The organism is Dechloromonas sp. ARDL1, from assembly GCF_051122455.1.
In the GTDB taxonomy this organism is placed as follows: Bacteria; Pseudomonadota; Gammaproteobacteria; order Burkholderiales; family Rhodocyclaceae; genus Azonexus.
The window spans coordinates 2,100,889-2,117,418 of sequence record NZ_CP168939.1 but is presented as its reverse complement, the minus strand read 5'-3'; the positions used below and the strand labels follow the sequence as shown (position 1 = coordinate 2,117,418).

Annotated in this window: 13 protein-coding genes, 2 tRNA genes and 3 rRNA genes; 12 read left to right on the top strand and 6 right to left on the bottom strand. The window is 56.9% G+C overall.

The genetic code is table 11. The features are described 5' to 3' along the window. Positions 1 to 79 precede the first annotated feature (79 nt). Together AB6Q56_RS10430 and AB6Q56_RS10425 are read left to right on the top strand one after the other, a co-directional pair. A complete protein-coding gene (locus AB6Q56_RS10430; RefSeq protein ID WP_434516976.1) occupies positions 80 to 718 on the top strand; it encodes a DUF47 domain-containing protein in 639 nt (212 codons plus the stop codon). A 14-nt stretch (positions 719 to 732) separates the two neighbouring features. After that, positions 733 to 1,740 (top strand): inorganic phosphate transporter, encoded by a 1,008-nt coding sequence (locus tag AB6Q56_RS10425; protein ID WP_434516975.1) that lies wholly within the window; start codon positions 733 to 735, stop codon positions 1,738 to 1,740. A 145-nt stretch (positions 1,741 to 1,885) separates the two neighbouring features. Here AB6Q56_RS10425 and AB6Q56_RS10420 read toward each other — a convergent pair whose 3' ends face one another. Continuing rightward, positions 1,886 to 2,107 carry a DUF465 domain-containing protein gene (locus AB6Q56_RS10420; protein WP_434516974.1) on the bottom strand — a complete coding sequence of 74 codons (222 nt, stop codon included), beginning with the start codon at positions 2,105 to 2,107 and terminating at the stop codon, positions 1,886 to 1,888. 67 nt (positions 2,108 to 2,174) lie between these two features. Here AB6Q56_RS10420 and AB6Q56_RS10415 point away from each other — a divergent pair, with 67 nt between their 5' ends. The 8 genes from AB6Q56_RS10415 (at position 2,175) to htpG (ending at position 10,684) form a co-directional block, all read left to right on the top strand. Next, positions 2,175 to 2,483 (top strand): hypothetical protein, encoded by a 309-nt coding sequence (locus tag AB6Q56_RS10415; RefSeq protein ID WP_434516973.1) that lies wholly within the window; start codon positions 2,175 to 2,177, stop codon positions 2,481 to 2,483. Next, the gene (gene greB, locus AB6Q56_RS10410; RefSeq protein WP_434516972.1) at positions 2,483 to 3,040 is read left to right on the top strand and encodes a transcription elongation factor GreB; all 558 of its coding nucleotides are present in this window, start codon (positions 2,483 to 2,485) and stop codon (positions 3,038 to 3,040) included. The genes AB6Q56_RS10415 and greB overlap by 1 nt, the downstream gene beginning before the upstream one ends. Positions 3,041 to 3,430: 390 nt before the next feature. Next, a 16S ribosomal RNA gene (locus tag AB6Q56_RS10405) occupies positions 3,431 to 4,968 on the top strand. Positions 4,969 to 5,027: 59 nt separating this feature from the next. Beyond that, a tRNA-Ile gene (locus AB6Q56_RS10400) sits at positions 5,028 to 5,104 on the top strand. A 94-nt stretch (positions 5,105 to 5,198) separates the two neighbouring features. Continuing rightward, positions 5,199 to 5,274, top strand: a tRNA-Ala gene (locus AB6Q56_RS10395). Between the two features lie 207 nt (positions 5,275 to 5,481). Then, a 23S ribosomal RNA gene (locus tag AB6Q56_RS10390) occupies positions 5,482 to 8,362 on the top strand. A gap of 88 nt (positions 8,363 to 8,450) precedes the next feature. Beyond that, positions 8,451 to 8,563: ribosomal RNA gene (gene rrf, locus AB6Q56_RS10385) — 5S ribosomal RNA — on the top strand. Together the 16S, 23S and 5S rRNA genes with 2 tRNA genes alongside form the textbook arrangement of a ribosomal RNA operon. Before the next feature lie 204 nt (positions 8,564 to 8,767). Continuing rightward, a complete protein-coding gene (htpG, locus tag AB6Q56_RS10380; protein ID WP_434516971.1) occupies positions 8,768 to 10,684 on the top strand; it encodes a molecular chaperone HtpG in 1,917 nt (638 codons plus the stop codon). Between the two features lie 88 nt (positions 10,685 to 10,772). On the opposite strand, the gene AB6Q56_RS10375 is transcribed toward htpG, so the two are convergent. Next, a complete protein-coding gene (locus tag AB6Q56_RS10375; protein WP_434516970.1) occupies positions 10,773 to 11,306 on the bottom strand; it encodes a YgjP-like metallopeptidase domain-containing protein in 534 nt (177 codons plus the stop codon). A gap of 312 nt (positions 11,307 to 11,618) precedes the next feature. On the opposite strand from AB6Q56_RS10375, the gene AB6Q56_RS10370 reads away from it, so the two are divergent. Then, positions 11,619 to 11,831: a DUF3820 family protein gene (locus AB6Q56_RS10370; RefSeq protein ID WP_434516969.1), complete on the top strand. Its 213-nt coding sequence runs from the start codon at positions 11,619 to 11,621 to the stop codon at positions 11,829 to 11,831. Between the two features lie 58 nt (positions 11,832 to 11,889). Here AB6Q56_RS10370 and AB6Q56_RS10365 read toward each other — a convergent pair whose 3' ends face one another. Then, positions 11,890 to 12,417 (bottom strand): hypothetical protein, encoded by a 528-nt coding sequence (locus AB6Q56_RS10365; RefSeq protein ID WP_434516968.1) that lies wholly within the window; start codon positions 12,415 to 12,417, stop codon positions 11,890 to 11,892. Between the two features lie 138 nt (positions 12,418 to 12,555). Between AB6Q56_RS10365 and AB6Q56_RS10360 the strand changes: the two genes are divergently transcribed. Next, positions 12,556 to 14,340, top strand: a complete 1,785-nt coding sequence (locus tag AB6Q56_RS10360) for a GspE/PulE family protein (RefSeq protein WP_434516967.1) — start codon at positions 12,556 to 12,558, stop codon at positions 14,338 to 14,340. 50 nt (positions 14,341 to 14,390) lie between these two features. Here AB6Q56_RS10360 and AB6Q56_RS10355 read toward each other — a convergent pair whose 3' ends face one another. Genes AB6Q56_RS10355 through nth form a run of 3 tightly spaced genes read right to left on the bottom strand, consistent with a single transcriptional unit; the run spans position 14,391 to position 16,460 of the window. Beyond that, positions 14,391 to 14,822, bottom strand: a complete 432-nt coding sequence (locus AB6Q56_RS10355) for a DUF1841 family protein (RefSeq protein ID WP_434516966.1) — start codon at positions 14,820 to 14,822, stop codon at positions 14,391 to 14,393. Next, complete coding sequence (locus AB6Q56_RS10350; RefSeq protein ID WP_434516965.1) at positions 14,815 to 15,831, bottom strand: FIST C-terminal domain-containing protein; 1,017 nt, start codon at positions 15,829 to 15,831, stop codon at positions 14,815 to 14,817. The genes AB6Q56_RS10355 and AB6Q56_RS10350 overlap by 8 nt, the downstream gene beginning before the upstream one ends. Then, complete coding sequence (nth, locus tag AB6Q56_RS10345; protein ID WP_434516964.1) at positions 15,828 to 16,460, bottom strand: endonuclease III; 633 nt, start codon at positions 16,458 to 16,460, stop codon at positions 15,828 to 15,830. The genes AB6Q56_RS10350 and nth overlap by 4 nt, the downstream gene beginning before the upstream one ends. Positions 16,461 to 16,530 lie beyond the last annotated feature (70 nt).

The window sequence follows — 16,530 nt, the reverse complement described above, 5'->3', positions numbered from 1 at the left end:
CTTAGTCAGTGTTGGTCAAGGAAGGTTCAGGCTGCCATGCTAGAATGGCGGACTGTAACAATCACTTAACGGAACTGTCATGTTCGGTCGCTTGATGCCCAAAGAGGGCAAGTATTTCGATCTTTTCAACGCTCACGCGGAGCTGATCACGCAAGGCGGCAAAGCCTTGTCGAACCTGATCGGCGCGTTGGTCGACCAGCCGGATCAGGCGGGTCGTTTTGCGGAGGAGATCGACAACCTGGAGCGCAAGGCGGACGATATTACCCATGACACCCTGTCGCAACTGCACACGTCGTTCATCACGCCGTTCGACCGCGACGAGATCCATCAATTGATCAGCGGTATGGACGATATCCTGGACATCATCCAGGATGTGGCGGAATCCATGTCCCTGTACGATATCCGCAGGGTACCGCCGGAAGCCAAGGAAATGGCTGCTGTCACCGAAAAGTGCTGCCGCGCGGTCGAATCGGTCGTCAAATTGCTGCATAGCATGGATAACGCACCGGCCATCCTCAAGTTCTGCCACGAAATCGACGAGCTCGAGTCGGAGGCCGATCGCGGCTTGCGCAGCCTGATGTCCAAGCTCTTCCGCGACGAACCGGATGTCCGCGAGGTCATCAAGCTCAAGCAGATTTACGAGATACTCGAATCGGTCACCGATCGCTGCAAGGACGTGGCCGGCACCGTCGAAGCCATCGTCCTCGAAAACTCCTGATCGGGTAGCGCGGCATGGATACCGTGCAAGTCAGCATCTGGGTTGTCGGAACCCTGGTTTTCGTGGCCTTGCTGTTCGATTTCATGAACGGCTTTCACGATGCAGCCAATTCGATTGCGACCATCGTCTCGACCCGGGTTCTCAAACCGCATCACGCAGTCATCTGGGCTGCGGCATTCAACTTCCTGGCCTATTTCCTGTTTCAGCTGAAGGTCGCCTCGACCATCGGCAAGGGGACCATCGATCCGGCGATCGTCGACTATTACGTCGTATTTGGCGCCTTGGTCGGGGCCATCATCTGGAACATCATCACCTGGTACTACGGCATCCCCTCGTCCTCGTCACATGCGCTGGTTGGTGGCCTGGTTGGTGCCGCGGTTTCGAAAGCAGGTGTCGACGGACTGATCACGGCTGGCGTGCTGAAGATCGTTGCCTTCATCTTTGTTGCGCCCTTTTTGGGATTTGTCATGGGCGGTCTGTTGATGGTCGTGGTGTCGTGGATTTGCCGGAAAATGGCGCCACGCAAGGTCGACAAGCATTTTCGGCGGTTCCAGCTGATTTCCGCAGCAGCCTACAGCCTGGGACACGGCGGTAACGACGCACAGAAGACCATCGGCATCATCTGGATGCTGCTGATCGCGACCGGATATTCCCATACTTCTGATCACATTCCCGGTTGGGTCGTTCTGGCCTGCTACTCGGCCATGGGGCTGGGTACGATGTTCGGTGGCTGGCGCATCGTCAAGACCATGGGCAATCGCATCACCAAACTCAATCAGGCGCGTGGTTTCTGCGCCAACAGCGGCGGTGCGGCCACCCTGTTTCTGGCAACAGCCTTTGGTATCCCGGTTTCTACTACCCACACTATTACCGGTGCCATCGCTGGTGTCGGTTCGACGCGCGGTGCTCGTCGTGTGCGCTGGGGGGTTGCCGGCGGCATCGTCTGGGCGTGGATACTGACCATTCCGTGTAGTGCTGCCATGGCGGCAGTTGCCTGGTACCTCGGCACCCTGGTGCTTTGATTCTTCGTTGGGTTTTGTTTTCGGCCCTGCTGGCGCTGCTGGCAGGGCTGGTCTGGCAGTTTCCTGTTTTGTGGGAACTGGCCTTGGCGGGGCTGATCGGTGGCGTCTACTGGATATTTTTTCGCGTTCCGCCGCGCCACGACGATTAGGCCGGAATGTCCGGAACCAGCATCTGCTCCAGTTGCAGGATGCGATCTTTCAACAATAGCTTTCTTTTCTTTAGGCGCCGAACAAGCAACTCATCCGGAGGCGGCTTGTCGATCAGGTGAGTGATCACCAGATCAAGGTCACGATGCTCGACCTGCAACTCATGCAGTTGATTTCGAAGGTCGCTGATTTCGACTTCGGTCAGCGGGTGAAGTGACATGTTCGTCTCCTGATGGCTTCCTTTGTTTTGCTAGAATACCTTGAACAAATCAACGGAGGAGAGAGAGATGCAGCATCATGTAATTGTATCGTTCGGGAAAGACAGTGAGTTCGATTTCAAGTTTTCCGGTGGCGCGGCGCCCGATGAGGCGCGGAAGTGGTTCGATCATGAATTCCGCGTTCTCGAATGCGATGTTGCCACCCCGACGGGAAAAATTCTTGCAGTTGATCGCATTCTCAGTGTCGCCAAGTATGCGGGTGAAAATCGTTTTCAGCAGCAAAGTGCTTGGGCCGATCAATTCGCCAAATACACAGCAGCCTTGCTTGGTCGCGACCTGATCCGTGTCGATGTCGAGCATTACAGCATCGGGTACTGATGAACAAGGCGTTTGTGCGGGAGAGCGAAGGTGACGATGAGGAGCAACTCGAGCCGTCGCTGAAGCTCCCGCCCGGTACCCGCAATTACATTACTCCGGCCGGCCATGCCCGGCTAAGGGAAGAGTTGGAAAACCTCGTCAAGCGCGAGCGTCCTCACGTCGTCGAAATTGTGGCCTGGGCTGCTTCCAATGGCGACCGCTCGGAAAATGGTGACTATATATATGGCAAGCGTCGCCTCAGGGAGATTGATCGACGTATTCGTTTCCTGAGCAAGCGCCTCGATCTGGCCGAGGTCGTTGATCCCCTTCGTCAGGGCGACAACGACCAGATCTTCTTCGGTGCCAGGGTTACCATCGCCGATGTGGGTGGGCAAGAAAATACCTACACCATCGTTGGTGTCGATGAGGCGGACGTGCTGCGCGGAAGGATTAGTTGGATATCGCCGCTAGCCCGGGCTTTGATCAAAAATCGGGAAGGTGATTCGATTCGTTTCCAGAGTCCGGTCGGTGTGAGGGAGATCGACATCCTCGAAGTGGTATACGAAGAGATAGATTGAACAAAAATCGGTTTATTGAAAAGAAAGTCGAAAAAGGGTGTTGACGGCAAGTTTAGTCTCTATATAATGCGCACCTCTTCTGCAGCGACGGGGTTTTTCGGCGGTGCAGGGGGTCAAGGGATTTCGAAGTTGTTGAAAAATAATTTCTGAAGTAGCTTGACTGGAGTTGGGGGGTGCTTCATAATCTCGCCTCTCTGCTGCTGACGAATCGAACGAAACGGCGCGGCACTGATCTTTAACAAATTGGACAACCGATAAGTGTGGGTGTCTTGATGCGAAGCGACGCAAGTTGCAAAAGAGTATTAAGGCAAACGCACTGGTGAAAAAAGATGGAGCAATCCATCGAGGTAGAGAAATCTACCGTCAGTGAATTTGCGAGTTTGTTGGATTGAACTGAAGAGTTTGATCCTGGCTCAGATTGAACGCTGGCGGCATGCCTTACACATGCAAGTCGAACGGCAGCGGGGACTTCGGTCCGCCGGCGAGTGGCGAACGGGTGAGTAAAGTATCGGAACGTACCTTTCAGTGGGGGATAACGTAGCGAAAGTTACGCTAATACCGCATATTCTGTGAGCAGGAAAGCAGGGGATCGCAAGACCTTGCGCTGATTGAGCGGCCGATATCAGATTAGCTAGTTGGTGGGGTAAAGGCCTACCAAGGCGACGATCTGTAGCGGGTCTGAGAGGATGATCCGCCACACTGGAACTGAGACACGGTCCAGACTCCTACGGGAGGCAGCAGTGGGGAATTTTGGACAATGGGGGCAACCCTGATCCAGCCATGCCGCGTGAGTGAAGAAGGCCTTCGGGTTGTAAAGCTCTTTCGGCCGGGAAGAAATCGCATAGGTTAATACCCTGTGTGGATGACGGTACCGGAATAAGAAGCACCGGCTAACTACGTGCCAGCAGCCGCGGTAATACGTAGGGTGCGAGCGTTAATCGGAATTACTGGGCGTAAAGCGTGCGCAGGCGGTTTCGTAAGACAGAGGTGAAATCCCCGGGCTCAACCTGGGAACTGCCTTTGTGACTGCGAAGCTAGAGTACGGCAGAGGGGGGTGGAATTCCACGTGTAGCAGTGAAATGCGTAGAGATGTGGAGGAACACCGATGGCGAAGGCAGCCCCCTGGGCCGATACTGACGCTCATGCACGAAAGCGTGGGTAGCAAACAGGATTAGATACCCTGGTAGTCCACGCCCTAAACGATGTCAACTAGGTGTTGGGTGGGTAAAACCATTTAGTACCGTAGCTAACGCGTGAAGTTGACCGCCTGGGGAGTACGGCCGCAAGGTTAAAACTCAAAGGAATTGACGGGGACCCGCACAAGCGGTGGATGATGTGGATTAATTCGATGCAACGCGAAAAACCTTACCTACCCTTGACATGTTCAGAATCCTGGAGAGATTTGGGAGTGCCCGAAAGGGAGCTGGAACACAGGTGCTGCATGGCTGTCGTCAGCTCGTGTCGTGAGATGTTGGGTTAAGTCCCGCAACGAGCGCAACCCTTGTCGTTAATTGCCATCATTTAGTTGGGCACTTTAACGAGACTGCCGGTGACAAACCGGAGGAAGGTGGGGATGACGTCAAGTCCTCATGGCCCTTATGGGTAGGGCTTCACACGTCATACAATGGTCGGTACAGAGGGTTGCCAAGCCGCGAGGTGGAGCCAATCCCAGAAAGCCGATCGTAGTCCGGATTGCAGGCTGCAACTCGCCTGCATGAAGTCGGAATCGCTAGTAATCGCGGATCAGCATGTCGCGGTGAATACGTTCCCGGGTCTTGTACACACCGCCCGTCACACCATGGGAGCGGGTTCCGCCAGAAGTAGGTAGCCTAACCGCAAGGGGGGCGCTTACCACGGCGGGGTTCGTGACTGGGGTGAAGTCGTAACAAGGTAGCCGTAGGGGAACCTGCGGCTGGATCACCTCCTTTCTAGAGAAGCATCCTGGCACCCACAACTTATCGGTTGTTCAGAAGTAGCAAACAGACGAGGGTCTGTAGCTCAGTCGGTTAGAGCACCGTCTTGATAAGGCGGGGGTCGTTGGTTCGATTCCAACCAGACCCACCAACGTCATCAAGAAAGCTTGCAGTACGAGGCGCAAGGAAAGGCCGCATAGCAGCGCTATGCAACTGACCGAGCAACAAAGTAATGCATGCTTTACGGGGGATTAGCTCAGCTGGGAGAGCACCTGCTTTGCAAGCAGGGGGTCGTCGGTTCGATCCCGTCATCCTCCACCAAAACCCAAAGATAAGCAGCGATGTTTATCTTTGGCTTTTGAGAAATCAAATTGCTACGCTCTTTAACAAAACGGAAGAAGGTTGTGTATCGCAGTGATGAGCTGCTGATACACGTTGTGATTGCATCTGTTCTCGTATTACAGCTAGTACGAGACAGCACAAATGAGTTGCCTGTAGCCGCTCTCTAACGAGAGCACAAGGTTATAGGATCAAGCGACTAAGTGCATGTGGTGGATGCCTTGGCGATCACAGGCGATGAAGGACGTGCAAGCCTGCGAAAAGCGGGGGGGAGCTGGCAATGAAGCTTTGATCCCCCGATGTCCGAATGGGGAAACCCACTCAGCAATGAGTATCCTGATCTGAATACATAGGGTCAGGAGGCGAACCCGGTGAACTGAAACATCTAAGTAGCCGGAGGAAAAGAAATCAACCGAGATTCCCCAAGTAGTGGCGAGCGAACGGGGAAGAGCCTGCTAGTGATAGCGGAACTGTTAAGAGAACGGAATGGAAAGTCCGGCCGTAGTGGGTGATAGCCCCGTATTTGAAAACAGATCCGTGGTACTAAGTTAGCGAAAAGTAGGGCGGGGCACGTGAAACCTTGTCTGAACATGGGGGGACCATCCTCCAAGGCTAAATACTCGTGATCGACCGATAGTGAACCAGTACCGTGAGGGAAAGGCGAAAAGAACCCCGGGAGGGGAGTGAAATAGAACCTGAAACCGCATGCATACAAACAGTGGGAGCCTCCTTGTGGGGTGACTGCGTACCTTTTGTATAATGGGTCAGCGACTTACGTTATGTTGCGAGCTTAACCGAATAGGGGAGGCGTAGCGAAAGCGAGTCTGATAAGGGCGTTTAGTAGCATGGCGTAGACCCGAAACCGGATGATCTATCCATGGCCAGGATGAAGGTGCCGTAACAGGTACTGGAGGTCCGAACCCACTAACGTTGAAAAGTTAGGGGATGAGCTGTGGATAGGGGTGAAAGGCTAAACAAATCCGGAAATAGCTGGTTCTCCCCGAAAACTATTTAGGTAGTGCGTCACATATCACTTCCGGGGGTAAAGCACTGTTATGGCTAGGGGGTCATCGCGACTTACCAAACCATGGCAAACTCTGAATACCGGAAAGTGCGAGTGTGGCAGACAGACAGTGGGTGCTAACGTCCATTGTCAAGAGGGAAACAACCCAGACCGCCAGCTAAGGTCCCCAAGACACAGTTAAGTGGGAAACGAGGTGGGAAGGCATAGACAGCTAGGAGGTTGGCTTAGAAGCAGCCACCCTTTAAAGAAAGCGTAATAGCTCACTAGTCGAGTCGTCCTGCGCGGAAGATGTAACGGGGCTCAAACTGTGCACCGAAGCTGCGGATATCGAAAGATATGGTAGGGGAGCGTTCTGTAGGTCTGTGAAGGTGTCTTGTAAAGGATGCTGGAGATATCAGAAGTGCGAATGCTGACATGAGTAGCGATAAAGGGAGTGAAAAGCTCCCTCGCCGAAAGCCCAAGGTTTCCTACGCAACGTTCATCGGCGTAGGGTGAGTCGGCCCCTAAGGCGAGGCTGAAAAGCGTAGTCGATGGGAAACAGGTCAATATTCCTGTACCGATTCTAGATGCGATGTGGGGACGGAGAAGGTTAGGTCAGCCAACTGTTGGAATAGTTGGTTTAAGCGTGTAGGCGTGCCCCTTAGGCAAATCCGGGGGGCTAAGCTGAGGCGTGACGACGAGGCACTACGGTGCTGAAGTGATTGATACCAAGCTTCCAGGAAAAGCCACTAAGCTTCAGTCTAGAGTTGACCGTACCGCAAACCGACACAGGTGGGCAGGATGAAAATTCTAAGGCGCTTGAGAGAACTCAGGAGAAGGAACTCGGCAAATTGACACCGTAACTTCGGGAGAAGGTGTGCCCCGGTAGGTTGTAGAGATTTACTCTCGAAGGCCGATGGGGTTGCAGTGAAATGGTGGCTGCGACTGTTTAATAAAAACACAGCACTCTGCAAACACGAAAGTGGACGTATAGGGTGTGACGCCTGCCCGGTGCTGGAAGATTAAGTGATGGGGTGCAAGCTCTTGATCGAAGTCCCAGTAAACGGCGGCCGTAACTATAACGGTCCTAAGGTAGCGAAATTCCTTGTCGGGTAAGTTCCGACCTGCACGAATGGCGTAACGATGGCCACACTGTCTCCTCCTGAGACTCAGCGAAGTTGAAATGTTTGTGAAGATGCAATCTCCCCGCGGCAAGACGGAAAGACCCCATGAACCTTTACTGCAGCTTTGCATTGGACTTTGAACCGGTTTGTGTAGGATAGGTGGGAGACTGTGAAACCGGGACGCTAGTCTCGGTGGAGTCGTCCTTGAAATACCACCCTGATTTGTTTGAGGTTCTAACCTTGGTCAGTGAATCCTGACCGGGGACCGTGCATGGTAGGCAGTTTGACTGGGGCGGTCTCCTCCCAAAAGGTAACGGAGGAGTACGAAGGTACGCTTAGGGCGGTCGGACATCGCCCATAAAGTGCAATGGCAAAAGCGTGCTTGACTGCGAGACCCACAAGTCGAGCAGGTGCGAAAGCAGGTCATAGTGATCCGGTGGTTCTGTATGGAAGGGCCATCGCTCAACGGATAAAAGGTACTCTGGGGATAACAGGCTGATACCGCCCAAGAGTTCATATCGACGGCGGTGTTTGGCACCTCGATGTCGGCTCATCTCATCCTGGGGCTGTAGCCGGTCCCAAGGGTATGGCTGTTCGCCATTTAAAGAGGTACGTGAGCTGGGTTTAAAACGTCGTGAGACAGTTTGGTCCCTATCTGCCGTGGGCGCTGGATATTTGAAGGGGGCTGCTCCTAGTACGAGAGGACCGGAGTGGACGAACCTCTGGTGTACCGGTTATGACGCCAGTCGTATCGCCGGGTAGCTATGTTCGGAAGAGATAAACGCTGAAAGCATCTAAGCGTGAAACTTGCCTTAAGATGAGATATCCCGGAGTCTTGAACTCCTTGAAGGGTCGTCGAAGACCACGACGTTGATAGGTCAGGTGTGGAAGCGCAGTAATGCGTTAAGCTAACTGATACTAATTGCCCGTACGGCTTGATCCTATAACCTTGGATCTCTACAACAACTCATACCAACAATCACAACACCTTCTTCCAGTTTTGCGCTGCAACCGCAGCGTTACAAGTTACGTCTGGCGTCAATAGCCTGCTGGTACCACCCCTTCCCATCCCGAACAGGACCGTGAAACAGCATCGCGCCAATGATAGTGAGCTTCCGCTCGCGAAAGTAGGTCAACGCCAGACTCCCCATTCAAAGCCCCAGCCGGTCAGCCGTCTGGGGCTTTGTGCTTTGGCACCGCGAAAAAGCTAGAGACTGCCTAGATCAATAACGGCAATAACCCGCTTTGGCGGCCATCGATGAACAATCGAAAAATAACGACTTGAATTCGAGGCGCTTGGCCCCATATCCAAACCTACGTTTTGTTTTGAATGATGGGAGTTTCTCGCATGTCCGAGTCTGCAACCGCAAATCGCGAAACGCTCGGCTTCCAGACGGAAGTCAAGCAGCTGCTGCACCTAATGATCCATTCCTTGTACAGCAACAAGGAAATCTTCCTACGCGAACTGGTGTCGAATGCGTCCGACGCTTGTGACAAGCTGCGCTTCGAGGCGCTGAATAATGCCGCGCTCTATGGTGACGATTCGGAGTTGAAGATACGCGTCGCCTTCGACAAGGCCGCACGTACGGTGACTATTTCCGACAACGGTATCGGTCTGAGCCGCGATGAGGCGGTCGCTCATCTCGGTACCATCGCCAAATCCGGTACCAAGGAATTCTTTTCGGCGCTGACCGGCGACCAGGCCAAGGATGCGCATCTGATCGGCCAGTTCGGCGTCGGCTTCTATTCGTCATTTATCGTTGCCGACAAGGTCACCGTAATTTCCCGTCGTGCCGGTGTCGAGGCCAATCAGGCCGTGTGCTGGGAGTCGGCGGGCGAGGGTGAATACACCGTTGAGATGGTCGAAAAGTCCGGGCGCGGTACCGATGTCATCCTGCATCTGCGTGATGGGGAAGACGATTTCCTGAGCGGCTGGAAACTGAAATCGATCATTCGCAAGTATTCCGACCATATCACGCTGCCGATCATGATGAAGAAGGAGGAGTGGAAGGACGGCGAGCAGATCGAGACCGACGAGGATGAGACGGTCAATCAGGCCAACGCGTTGTGGGTGCGCAGCAAATCGGATATTACCGACGAGCAATACACAGAGTTCTACAAGCATGTCGCCCATGACTTCGAAGATCCCCTGTGCTGGACCCATGCCCGCGTCGAAGGCAAGCAGGAATATACGCAGCTGCTCTACATCCCGGCCCGCGCGCCGTTCGACATGTGGGACCGCAACGCTCGCCACGGCATCAAGCTCTACGTGCGCCGCGTCTTCATCATGGACGATGCCGAACAGTTGATGCCGCTGTACCTGCGTTTCGTGCGCGGGGTGGTCGATTCGGCCGACCTGCCGCTCAACGTTTCGCGCGAAATCCTGCAGCAGAGCAAGGACATCGACAACATTCGCAGCGGTTGCACGCGCAAGGTGCTGTCCATGCTGGAAGGCTTGGCTACTAGCGACGAGGCGGCAGACAAGGAAAAGTACGCCAAGTTCTGGGAAGCCTTCGGCGCTGTTCTCAAGGAAGGTGTCGGCGAGGACCACGCCAACAAGGACAAGATTGCCGGATTGATCCGCTTTGCGTCGACGCATGGTGACGGCGACAAGCAGGTCGTCTCGCTGGCCGACTATATCGCCCGCATGAAGGAAGGCCAGGAAAAGATCTACTACGTGACGGCCGATAGCTTTAATGCCGCCAGGAACAGCCCGCATCTCGAAATCTTCAAGAAGAAGGGGATCGAGGTCCTGCTGCTGTCCGACCGCGTGGACGAGTGGGTCGTGGGCCATCTGACCGAGTTCGATGGCAAGCAGTTGCAGTCCGTCGCCAAGGGCGGCCTGGATCTCGGCAAGCTGGAAGACGAAGCCGAGAAGCAGGAAGCCGAGAAGGCCGCCGACGAGTACAAGGATCTGCTGGAAAAGGTGAAGACCTCGCTCGGCGACAAGGTCAAGGACGTGCGCGTGACCTATCGCTTGACCGATTCGCCGTCCTGCCTGGTTTCCGACGAGCACGATCCCTCCGGCAACCTGGCTCGCCTGTTGAAGGCAGCCGGCCAGAAGGCACCGGACGTCAAGCCGATCCTCGAAATCAATCCGCAACATCCGGCCGTGATGCGCCTGAAGTACGAGGAGACGCGCTTCGACGACTGGGCTGCCCTGTTGTTCGAGCAGGCCACCCTGGCTGAAGGCGGGCAACTGGACGACCCGGCTGGTTTCGTCAAGCGCATCAATGACCTGATGATGGCCTTGTCGGCGAAGTGATTTCACTTCGCCGTAGCCGATAATCGGTTTGCGTCGATCAAAGGCCGCCTGTTCAGGCGGCCTTTTTGCATTCTCCAATGCTAAGCCGTCAGGCGGCTGGCGATAGTGTCCAGAGTGCCTTGCCGCCAGCATTCAGGTAGCTCAGATAAGCGCGCAGATCGAATTCCAGCTGGAAATAATCAGGCTCCATGTGCAGGCAGAGCTGGTAGAAACTTCTGTTGTGTTCCGATTCCCTGAGATGGGCCAATTCATGCACGACGATCATGCGGAGGAATGCGTCCGGCATTTCACGAAACAATCCAGCAACGCGTATTTCCCGTTTGGCCTTGATCCTGCCACCGTGTATCCTGCCAACCGTGCTGTGGGTTCCCAGCGCCTTTTTTAGCGTTTGCAACTTGCTGTCGTAGGCGACCTTGCTGACCGGTGCAGTGGTTTTCAGATAGCGATTGCGAATAGCCTGCACGTAGTCGTACAGCGCCCTGTCAGTACGTATATCGTGGGTCAGTGGATATTTTTCGAGCAGAGCCCCGCCCAAGCGCCCTTGTGCAATGGCGTGGCGTACCGAGTCGACCAGATGGACGGGATAACCGGCAAGATAGTCGGGAGGTGGCGTGGGGCGCATGCGATTGCAAGTTGAGCGAATTTCGGGATTTTACAGAAGCCTCGCATTCTCAGAGGCATCGGCGGGCCGAGCGGGTATGCTTGCGGCTGTTCCACTTCGCTCCGCTGTCATGCAGAACTCCACTTCCAGAATCATCCCGTCGTTCGGTATTGTGGCCTTTCGGAGGCCGATGATTGATCACCGTGCAATGCGCTTTATCCCGAAGGGGAATGTGCAGATGGGAAGCAGGGGGCGTCGCATTGCGTGCTTGCTGTCGCCGGGCTGCGTTCTCGATTTTCCCGGGCACAATCACCAGTGGCGAGCCTAGGGCCGATGAACCCCGACGATCTGCTCCTGCTGATCACCCGGACGATGCCATTCGGCAAGTACAAAGGCAGGTTAATCGCCGACTTGCCGGGGCACTACCTGAACTGGTTTGCCCGTGAAGGGTTTCCGCCCGGAGAAATCGGCCGTTTGCTGGCCTTGATGCAGGAGATCGACCACAACGGACTGTCGGGTTTGCTGAAGCCGCTACGACAACGCTAGCGGGCTGCCTGGAGCAGCCCGCCTCGGGTAGTGGAGAGCGATACGCCATCCATCTCCCTTATGGCGTATTGAATTGCTGGCGCAGGCAGGCCTTGTGTTCTGGGCCAAGCTTGTCCTGGCAGGCGGTGCGGGCTTTTTGGTGCTGCTCGCAACGTGCCGGATTGGGCGCCTTGCTGCAGTCGACCGCCGGTATCTTCTGCTGAACACATTGGCGGAAAGCGCTCCCTGTCTGGCTCTGGCATTCCTTGTAGGCAATCTTGCGCGACTCGCATTGCTGCGGATTGGCTGCTTGGGCGCAGTCAAAATTCTGCATCTGCTGCTGCAGGCATTGACGACGCTGCGGGCCGACATTGGTTTTACAGGCCTCGATCGCTTGTGCACGGGCTTCACGATGAGCGTTGCAGGCGGCCGGATTCAGCGCCCGGCTGCAGTCCCGCTGGGCGCTTGCCCGGGGCGGATTGCCCTGTGCCATCCCCGGGCCCATTCCGCTCATGCCTCCCATCCCGGGGCCTGGCTGAGCACTGGCTGCTAGGCTGGTCAGCGAAGCTGCGAGTGTGATGGCGATCATCATCAGACGGTTTTTCATTTTTCGCTCCTCATTGACGGTTGTCACGGCTTCATTTTAGGCGTTGTTTCGGATGGGTTCCGATCAAGTTGTAAAGGAGTGCAAACATGCCGGAAGCGAGTTACAAAACGTTACGACCCGCATGCTATATTGCCGCGCATGAATGACAGGAATGTAGGCGAACATCGCCTGACTCTCGCCGAGGTCGTCGATTGGATGGTCGAGGATGGCCTTGTCGGTCGCGAAACGGCCGACGCCCTGAAGAGCGAGCGCCGCCTGCATGGCGGCAAGACCCATCCGCTGATCGTTATCGCCGACCAGAAATGGCGCAGCGACAAGGCACCCGCACAACTGCTCAACCTGGAAAACCTGACCGAGTGGTTGGCCGGGCGTACCGGTCTGGATTACCTGCACATCGATCCGCTGAAAATCGACTTCACCGGGGTTGCCGAGGTGATGTCGAGCGCTTATGCGGCACGCTTCGGTATCCTGCCTGTCCAGGTTACGACGCGCGAGGTGGTGATCGCCACCGCGGAGCCTTTCGTCCGCGAGTGGGTGGCCGAGCTGCAGCACATCCTGCGCAAGGAAATCCGTCGGGTGATGGCCAATCCGGACGATATCGGGCGTTATCTGGTCGAGTTCTTCAACTTGGCCAAGTCGGTCAAGAAGGCGGCGGCACGCGGCGAGGTGACGAGCGGCCTGTCCAGCTTCGAGCAGCTGGTTGAACTGGGCAAGGTGAACAGGACCTTCGATGCCAACGATCAGCACATCATTCACATCGTCGACTGGTTATGGCAATACGCCTTCGACCAGCGGGCATCCGACATCCACATCGAACCACGGCGCGACCTGGGCATCGTCCGCTTCCGCATCGATGGCGTGCTGCATCAGGTGTACCAGATCCCGATGGCGGTGATGAACGCGATGACCAGCCGCATCAAGCTGCTCGGCCGTATGGACGTCATCGAGAAGCGTCGTCCGCAGGATGGCCGGATCAAGACGCGGACGCCGGCCGGGCAGGAAGTCGAGTTGCGCTTGTCCACACTGCCGACGGCTTTCGGCGAAAAACTGGTCATGCGCATTTTCGATCCGGAAGTGCTGGTGCGCGATTTCCGTTCGCTCGGTTTTTCCGATGACGACCAGTCACGCTGGAAGCAGATGACGACGTCGCCGAACGGCATCATCCTGGTCACCGGCCCGACCGGCTCCGGTAAGACAACGACGCTGTACACCACACTGAAGCAGTTGGCGACGCCGGAAGTCAATGTAAGCACCATCGAGGACCCGATCGAGATGGTCGAGTCGGCCTTCAACCAGATGCAGGTCAACCGCGCCATCGACCTCGGGTTTGCCGATGGCGTGCGCGCCTTGATGCGCCAGGATCCGGATATCGTGATGATCGGCGAAATCCGCGATCTGGAAACTGCCGAAATGGCCATCCAGGCGGCGCTGACCGGGCATCTGGTCCTGTCCACGCTGCATACCAACGATGCGCCGTCGGCAATCACCCGCATGCTCGATCTCGGCGTGCCGGCCTATCTGATCAATTCGACCCTGCTCGGCGTCATGGCCCAGCGCCTGGTGCGTACGCTGTGCCCGCATTGCAAGAAGGCGATGCCGATTACCGAGGATCAGCGGGCCGCTTGGCGGGCGCTGGTGGCACCGTGGAAATCGGCCGAGCCGGCGCAACTATGGCAGCCGGTCGGCTGTCTCGAATGCCGGATGACGGGCTACACCGGGCGCGTGGGCATCTACGAGGTGCTGCTCAATTCGCCTGAAATCCGCAAGCAGATCAAGCCGATTTCCGAGATACCCAAGTTGCGTGAGCAGGCTTTTCGCGAAGGCATGCGACCGCTGCGCATTTCCGGCGCCTTGAAGGTTGCACAAGGGCAGACCTCTCTTGAAGAGGTCATCAAGGTCGCCCCGCCGTCCGACGACGGCTGAGAGTCGTTGCAAGTCGCTGGTAGCTGGCAAGCGATGCCAACAATCAACGCTTAAATCATACTGGCCTTGCGGCGTACGGCATCGACATAGGCCATGGCATCCATGGCCTGGCCGTTGCGCTGGGCCTGCCAGATCGTCTCGCCCAGGCATTCGAGCAGGACGTGTTCCGCATCGTGCGCATCCATGCGCGCCCGCAATTGCTCGAAGGCCAGGCGGATGCCCGGCGGCTGGTCGATGCTCACCTGTTCGTGGATCGCCAGGTGCAGCGATAGATGCAGGAAGGGATTCATCGCCCCGCCTTCCGGCACCCATTCCTGATTCACCGCTGCGTCGGGATTGCCTAGCAGCGCATGGTATTCCGGGTGCCGGGCGGCGATGTCGGCAGCCGTGACTTCGGCGCCAACCAGGGGCAAACGGTCGAGGTGTTTTTTCCAGGCGTCGCAGAAGAAGCGGCGTACCTGTTCGCGGGACGGATTAAACATGGGCGCTTTCGTAAAGCAAGGTCAGGACGGCATTGTGATACAACTGGTTGCTGCCGGCCCGGTGAATGATCTGTCCGGTGCCGTAGGCGCCGAGCAGGGGCGTATCCGGGAAGCGTTCGCGAAAGGCCAACAGGTCGCGGTCATCGTTGCCGTAAAAGAGCGGTCCGCGGCCGATGCACGAAAACATCAGCGCAAACGCTGGCGGGGCCTGGTCCTCGCCTTGGCTGGCGAATGCTGCGCGAATTTCCTGTTCGGCCGCCAGCGGCTGGCGGATGGCCCAGACGATGGGCTCACCGGGCGCGAGCGCCTCGGCCAGCATCAGCGAGCCATCGCCATTGGCAGCCAGGATGGCTATCCCGGGTTCCCCTGCGTGGCGCAGCACGGCAATCTGGTGCCAGGGCGGATGTTCGCGCAAGTCGGGAGGGAGCGCTCGGAGCAGGCTGTCGATGGCACGATGTCCTCCTACCCGCTGCAGTTCGTAACCTCGGCTTTGCTCGACGTTTTGTGCCTCACCGAGGATGCGCATGCCAGTGGATTGGATCGGGCGGGCGCGGACACCCGGCAGGCGAAGTTCGGCGCAGCCCTGCTCGGCAAGCCGGCCACGCGACCAGGCCATGCCATCGGAGTCGAGAAAGCCGGCACGTGGTGTATCGGCCTGCCAGCCAAAGGGCAAAAGACTGTGGGAGGAGAACGAGAGCAGCAAGTCGTCGGGCGGTGCCGCAAAATCCGTTGTCGAGAGTATCAGCACGGCGGCCGCCGATTGATCCAATTGCCAGCCGCGTTCGGTGAGCAGGCCGCTGGCGGTGCAGCCGCAGACCGACAGGCAGCCGGCCGCCCGGGCTGCGGCCAGCACGGCAGGTTGCGGGTTGCGTGCGTAGTCGCGGCTCAGAAAGAGCAGTACGTTGTCGGCGCGGTCCACACCGGCGACGGCCAAGGCATTGGCGACAGCCTCCTGGGCCAGCTCGGCAACCGGCCTGGCGCCAGTGGCCAGGCCGCTGGCCACCTTCATACGGTTTTACCCCGGAAAGCGCAGAGATCGATCACGACACAGCGCGCGCAATCCGGTTTTCGCGCCTTGCAGATATAGCGGCCGTGCAGGATCAGCCAGTGATGGGCATCTTTTTTGAACTCGTCCGGCGTGACGCGTAACAGCTTCTGCTCGACCTCGACGACCGTCTTGCCGGGGGCCAGGCCAGTCCGGTTGCCAAGACGGAAGATGTGCGTGTCGACGGCGATGGTCGGCTGCCCGAAGGCTGTATTGAGCACGACGTTGGCCGTCTTGCGGCCCACGCCGGGCAAGGCTTCCAGGGCCTCACGATTGGCCGGGACTTCTCCGCCATGCAGTTCGAGCAGCATCCGGCAGGTGGCGATGACGTTTTTCGCCTTGGTGCGGAACAGGCCGATGGTCTTGATGTACTCGAGCAGCCCTTCCTCACCGAGGGCGAGCATGGCCTCCGGTGTCGGGGCGACCGGGAAAAGACGGGCGGTCGCCTTGTTCACGCCGACGTCCGTTGCCTGGGCGGACAGAATGACCGCAATCAGCAGCTGAAACGGGGTGGCGTAGTGCAATTCGGTCGTCGGTGCCGGGTTGGCTTCGCGCAAGCGGGTGTAGAACTGCTCGATCTGGGCTTTTTTCACGGGTAGTCAATGCGGGTGATTGTTATTTGGCGCCGCCTGCGCGATATTTGTACAAACAATTCTACCCGAC